Source organism: Mitsuokella apri, from assembly GCF_051886055.1.
Lineage (GTDB): Bacteria > Bacillota > Negativicutes > Selenomonadales > Selenomonadaceae > Mitsuokella.
This window is the reverse complement of the sequence record NZ_JBJEXT010000061.1, coordinates 1-5,178: the sequence shown is the minus strand read 5'-3', so window position 1 is coordinate 5,178 and position 5,178 is coordinate 1. Positions and strand designations below refer to the sequence as shown.

7 protein-coding genes and 3 tRNA genes are annotated in these 5,178 nt (G+C 51.8%); 9 read left to right on the top strand and 1 reads right to left on the bottom strand.

Going from position 1 to position 5,178, the window contains the following annotated elements; all coding sequences use genetic code 11:
* The first annotated feature begins 247 nt into the window (after positions 1–247).
* The 5 genes from ACI4OH_RS08995 (at position 248) to ACI4OH_RS08975 (ending at position 1,893) form a co-directional block, all read left to right on the top strand.
* Positions 248–323: transfer RNA gene (locus ACI4OH_RS08995), tRNA-Lys, on the top strand.
* A 13-nt stretch (positions 324–336) separates the two neighbouring features.
* A tRNA-Asp gene (locus ACI4OH_RS08990) sits at positions 337–413 on the top strand.
* A 4-nt stretch (positions 414–417) separates the two neighbouring features.
* Positions 418–493 (top strand) — tRNA-Phe (locus tag ACI4OH_RS08985).
* A gap of 70 nt (positions 494–563) precedes the next feature.
* A complete protein-coding gene (locus tag ACI4OH_RS08980; protein WP_432648050.1) occupies positions 564–1,133 on the top strand; it encodes a TMEM165/GDT1 family protein in 570 nt (189 codons plus the stop codon).
* Positions 1,134–1,269: 136 nt separating this feature from the next.
* Positions 1,270–1,893 (top strand): DedA family protein, encoded by a 624-nt coding sequence (locus ACI4OH_RS08975; protein WP_432648051.1) that lies wholly within the window; start codon positions 1,270–1,272, stop codon positions 1,891–1,893.
* Between the two features lie 96 nt (positions 1,894–1,989).
* On the opposite strand, the gene ACI4OH_RS08970 is transcribed toward ACI4OH_RS08975, so the two are convergent.
* Positions 1,990–2,943, bottom strand: coding sequence for an AEC family transporter (locus ACI4OH_RS08970; protein WP_432648052.1), 954 nt, complete (start codon positions 2,941–2,943; stop codon positions 1,990–1,992).
* A 193-nt stretch (positions 2,944–3,136) separates the two neighbouring features.
* Between ACI4OH_RS08970 and ACI4OH_RS08965 the strand changes: the two genes are divergently transcribed.
* The 4 genes from ACI4OH_RS08965 to rpsR all read left to right on the top strand — a co-directional run.
* Positions 3,137–4,051, top strand: coding sequence for a DMT family transporter (locus ACI4OH_RS08965; RefSeq protein WP_435720957.1), 915 nt, complete (start codon positions 3,137–3,139; stop codon positions 4,049–4,051).
* Positions 4,052–4,182: 131 nt separating this feature from the next.
* Entirely contained in the window at positions 4,183–4,470 is a 288-nt protein-coding gene (rpsF, locus tag ACI4OH_RS08960; RefSeq protein WP_432648055.1) for a 30S ribosomal protein S6, read from the top strand.
* 58 nt (positions 4,471–4,528) lie between these two features.
* Positions 4,529–4,978 (top strand): single-stranded DNA-binding protein, encoded by a 450-nt coding sequence (locus ACI4OH_RS08955; RefSeq protein WP_432648056.1) that lies wholly within the window; start codon positions 4,529–4,531, stop codon positions 4,976–4,978.
* Between the two features lie 21 nt (positions 4,979–4,999).
* Positions 5,000–5,178: 30S ribosomal protein S18 (gene rpsR, locus ACI4OH_RS08950; RefSeq protein ID WP_439784618.1), on the top strand; the 179-nt coding region annotated here is incomplete at its 3' end.

Sequence of the window (5,178 nt, the reverse complement as noted above, 5' to 3'; positions counted from 1 at the left end):
GTCTGGAGACGGACTGGGAGGATAGGAAGTTGCCGGTTAAGCAAGGGCTCCGCTGCGGCGGGGCTTTTTTCGTGTCAGGACTGCGCGTACGCACGTACGAAGGAATTCTTGTTATTTTTTATTTTTCTTAAAAAAGTTTTCGGATTTTCCTTGACAGAGTGCCTGAGTATCTGTATAATAATATCCTGTGAGTGATACACCAGAATACATACTTTAATTGCAGCAGTGAATTTGATGCTCACGTTTTGGTTCACTAGCTCAGTTGGCAGAGCACCTGACTTTTAATCAGGGTGTCCCGGGTTCGAATCCCGGGTGAGCCACCAATTATTGTTTTATGGCCCGGTAGTTTAGTTGGTTAGAATGCCGCCCTGTCACGGCGGAGGTCATGGGTTCAAGTCCCATTCGGGTCGCCATCTTGCCTCGGTAGCTCAGTCGGTAGAGCAGGGGACTGAAAATCCCCGTGTCAGTGGTTCGATTCCGCTCTGAGGCACCATTTGAGATTATGCCCGCTTCGCGGGCTTTTTTCGTATATGAATTTGTATATAGGAGAGCATTATTCTATTATGGAAGCTTTTTGGGCATCATTTCTTGTTGTTTTCCTGGCAGAGCTTGGCGACAAGACTCAGCTTATTGTCATGGCCTTTGCGGTCAAGTACAACTGGAAGTCCGTGTTCTTTGGCATGACATTGGGTATTTTTGTCGTGCATTCGCTGGCCGTGGCCGTGGGTTCGCTGGCAGGGGAGATTATTCCCGTGCATCTCATGACGGTCATTGCCTCGTGCCTCTTCATCGGTTTTGGCGTCTGGACGCTGCGCGGCGATGATGAGGAAGAAGAGGAAGAGCAGACGAAGCCCTCGCGCTTTGGCCCGCTCCTGACTGTGGCCATGACGTTTATCGTCGGTGAGATGGGCGACAAGACGCAGTTTGCTGCCATGACAATGGCGGCGCAGTACAATTCCTGGCTTCTCGTCCTGCTCGGCGCTGTCATCGGCATGGTGATCGCGGATAGTCTCGGCATTATTGCGGGGACTCTGCTGCATCGCAAATTGCCGGCACAGAAAATGCGCTATCTTTCGGCCGGGATCTTCCTGTTTTTCGGCTGTGCCGGCCTGCTCGAAGCCGCATTTTCTTGAGAGTCTTCCTCATACTTTTCCTTGAATTTTCCAGATTGTGTTGTATAATGAGGGTTAGTAAGAAGCATGGTCACAGGCCATGCTTTTGTAAACGATTTTTCGTATTCTAGCAGATTAGAAAGGAAGACTTGCAAGTATGGAACAGTTTTCGACGATGTTCTTGGAATTCATTGCTTCTTGGGGCTATTTCGCCATTGCGATCCTGATGGCAGCGGAAAATGCCTGCATTCCAATTCCAAGTGAACTCATCCTCGGCTTTGCAGGTTATCTGATTTTTTCCGACCAGCTGACTTTTACGGGGGCTCTGACAGCCGGTATGATCGGCGGTATGGCGGGCTCGATTTTTGCTTATCTCGTCGGTCACTACGGCGGCCGCACGTTCGTTGACCGCTATGGCCATTATTTCTTTATCAAGAAGTCACATGTCGATGTCGCGCAGAACTGGTTCGACAAATACGGCCTCAAGGCTGTATTCTTCAGCCGTATGCTGCCGGTCGTGCGCACGTTCATTTCGCTGCCGGCTGGTTTTGCCCATGTCGATATGAAGAAATTCCTGCTGCTGACGTTTGCCGGTGCACTGCCCTGGACGGCTCTGATTCTCTATGCCGGCATGATGCTCGGCGAAAGCTGGAAAATCCTCACGCAGATTGGTCATGAGGCCAGCATCGTCTTTGTCGCCGTCGCTGCTGTTGTCATCGGTGTGCTCTACATCCGCTACAGACGCAGAAAAAACGCGCAGGAAAGCATTGACGCGGACTGACAGCTGGTACGAGTCAAAATCATGATGTAAAAAAGCCATCTCCCATGAATGTTTGTGGGAGATGGCTTTTTCACGCGAATGCAGCGCGATATATTTTTAGCGCAGGAAGAAGAAAAGCGCCGGGAAGATGATGGGCAGGAAGGCCCCTGTCGTGATGACAAACGAAGAGACGGCAAGGTCCGTTGTGAGATGATAAAGTCTCGAGGTCAGTACGGCGTTGATGGCCGTCGGACAGAACGCGGAGATTAAAAGTGTTCCCTGTACGACTGGGTCGCTGACAAAGAAGTGAATGAGGATACCGAAAATCACCGGCGTGATCACGAAGCGCAGAAGCGTCAGTGAGCGAACCCTTTTGGCGTAGCGGCGGACCTGATGAAAATCGATGAGGAAGCCGACGGGCAGCATGGCAATCCACGCGGCGATGTGGACGAGTCCCTGAAAGACCGGTGCGAGCACAGCAGGACGCTCTATGCCAAAGGCATTCAGCAAAAGGCCTGCGGCCATGCCCACGAGGCTCAGCTGATTCCAGGAGAAGAACATATCGCAGAAACTGCGCAGCCGGTTCGTCTTGCGGATGGCATGGGTGTGTTTCATATAGCAGTACTGAGCCATCGGGAAAATGACGAGCACGAGCAGGATGTTCTGGCAGGTGCCGATGATCTGTGTGTAGGCGAAGCCCTGCTCATCGTAAAGGATGAAGGCACAGACGCCGCCGAGCGTGCCGATATTGGCGAGCATGGCACTCGCGATATAGGAGCCCCGGTCAAGCCAGCTCGGAAATTTGCGGATGAAGAGTGCCGTGCCAATCGCGCCAGGCAGAAGAATCAGCAGAAAGCCAAAAATCGGGACGATTACGAGACTCCAGGAAATCGGCAGGACCCAGAAACTCAGCACAGAGAGTACGGTGTAGATGCAGATGACATTGAAGCGGATGAGTTTGTTGATGGCTTCTCCCGAAACGAGGCTGCGCTGATGCAGGTAATAGCCGACGGCCAGCGGTGCGATGAGGTCGGTTAGCACGAAGAGCAGCCGCAGATTGGTGTTATCCATGAGATACCGGTCACTTCTTTCCAAAATTTATTGCATAAAACAGATAAAAGGGATATATTACTTATGCGTGCGGATGATTTCATCGTAACACTTTTACAGGTTGATGTAAATTGACAAGATTATCATAGTCACTTTCAAGATCGATAGCAGTAGTCTATAAATACCATAATAATAAAGGAAAGGAAGGGTATCCTTGCGCAATCTTCTGCTTGGCTCATTTTTTTTGTCACTGGCTGGCAGTATCTGGGGCGGTATGTTCATCGCGGTGCGTCTCTCGATTTTCACGATTCCACCCGTGCCGCTTGTCTGGATGCGCTATGGCACGGCTCTGCTGGCTTTGATTTTTCTGATGCTCGTGACGCATACGTCATGGCGTATTGAGCGGAAAGACTGGAAACTGCTGCTGGCTTCCGCCCTGACGGGACAGGTTGCTTCGATTGTCACGCAGGAAACGGGTACGATGCTGACCTCGGCGCAGACGGGCTCGGTCATCACGGCGGCGACACCTGCCTTTATGGTCGTTTTCGGCTGCGCTCTCCTGCAGGAAAAACTGACGGCCGGGCGCATCTTGTCCGTCGTGCTCGCGACAATTGGTGTGCTCTTTATCGTCTTTGACCCTGATAATTTTCAGGTCAACGCGCTTGGCGGACTTTCGCTGACCGTCGCAGCCCTTACGTGGGCCCTGATGTCGGTGCTCTTGAAATTCCTTTCCAAATACTCGGTCATCACCATCACGTTCTATTCCGTGCTCATCGCCTTCCTCGTCCTGACGCCATACGGAGCGTACTGGCTCGCGACGGCCGCCGACTACGAGGCCATGGCCGCACCGACAGTCTGGGGCTCCGTGCTCTACCTTGGCTTCATCTCGACGACGGCGGGCTTTTGCCTTTGGAATAAAGGCCTTCTTTATATGGATGCCTCACTTGCCGGCCTTTTCATGTTTTTCCAGCCGATTGTCGGGACGTTCCTCGGCTGGCTGCTGCTTTCTGAGCCCGTGACGATCTATTTCTGGCTCGGCTTTACGCTGATTGCCGCGGGCGTCGTGCTTGCGCTGCGCGGCGGCAACACGACGGCGGCAGAAAAACTCGCGCACAGCCATACGGCCTGAGCCTTTGGAGCATAAGATTTTTCTTGCATTCAAGTCTGGTTCGTGGTATACTGATTTAGTCGCTGAAAAAGCGAAGATTAACTCTGCTCCTCATCGTAGGGGAGCCAAAGACCAAAGAGGGAGGTGATTTCGTGAGAAAGTACGAAGTCATATTTATCGTGAAACCGATGGAAGAGGATGCAACGAACGCTGTCATCGAAAAGTTCAGCAACCTGATCCAGAACAACGGTGGTACTATCGATAAAGAAGATCGTTGGGGCAAGAAGCGTCTTGCTTATGAGATCAAGGACTGCACGGAAGGCTACTACTGCCTGTTCGACATCACGTGCGAGCCGGCTTGCGTTGCTGAGTGCGACCGTGTCATGAAGATTACGGACGAGCTCCTGAAGCACATGATCGTCAAATCCGACGAAGAGTAAGAAGCAAGTATTCTTTTAAGATGTACTACACCATATGGGTGTCAGGGAGGTATACCTCATGAATAAGGCAATATTGATTGGACGTCTGACTCGTGATCCTGAAGTCCGGTATACGCAGTCTGGTGTGGCTGTCTGCACATTCACGCTGGCTGTTGACCGTCGTTTCGCTCGCAAGGATGCCAATGATGGCCAGCCCACAGCGGATTTCATTCCTATTGTGGCATGGCGCAAACTTGCTGAGATCTGTGGTAACAATCTGATCAAGGGCCGCCGTATTTCGGTAGAAGGCCGCATCCAGGTAAGAAGCTACGAGGCACAGGACGGTTCGAGACGTTATGTGACGGAAATCGTAGCCGATGAGATTGAATTCCTCGATTCTAAGAATTCGGTCCCGCATGACGGCAGCTTTGCTGGTGCTGGTGTTCCGGCTCCGGCAGCTCCGCAGCAGAAACCAAATGATGCTGGCAATTTTGGTCCGTCTATCCCTGATGAAGAAATCCCATTTTAAGACTGGAGGGGAATTACTTTGATGAGACGTGACAGAGGCAGAAGACCTCGCAGAAAGGTCTGCTCGTTCTGCGTAGACAAGGTCGACCATATCGACTATAAAGACGTTGCAAAACTGCGCCGCTTCGTTACGGAGCGTGGCAAGATTTTACCGCGTCGTATCTCCGGCAACTGCGCTAAGCATCAGCGTCAGGTGACGGT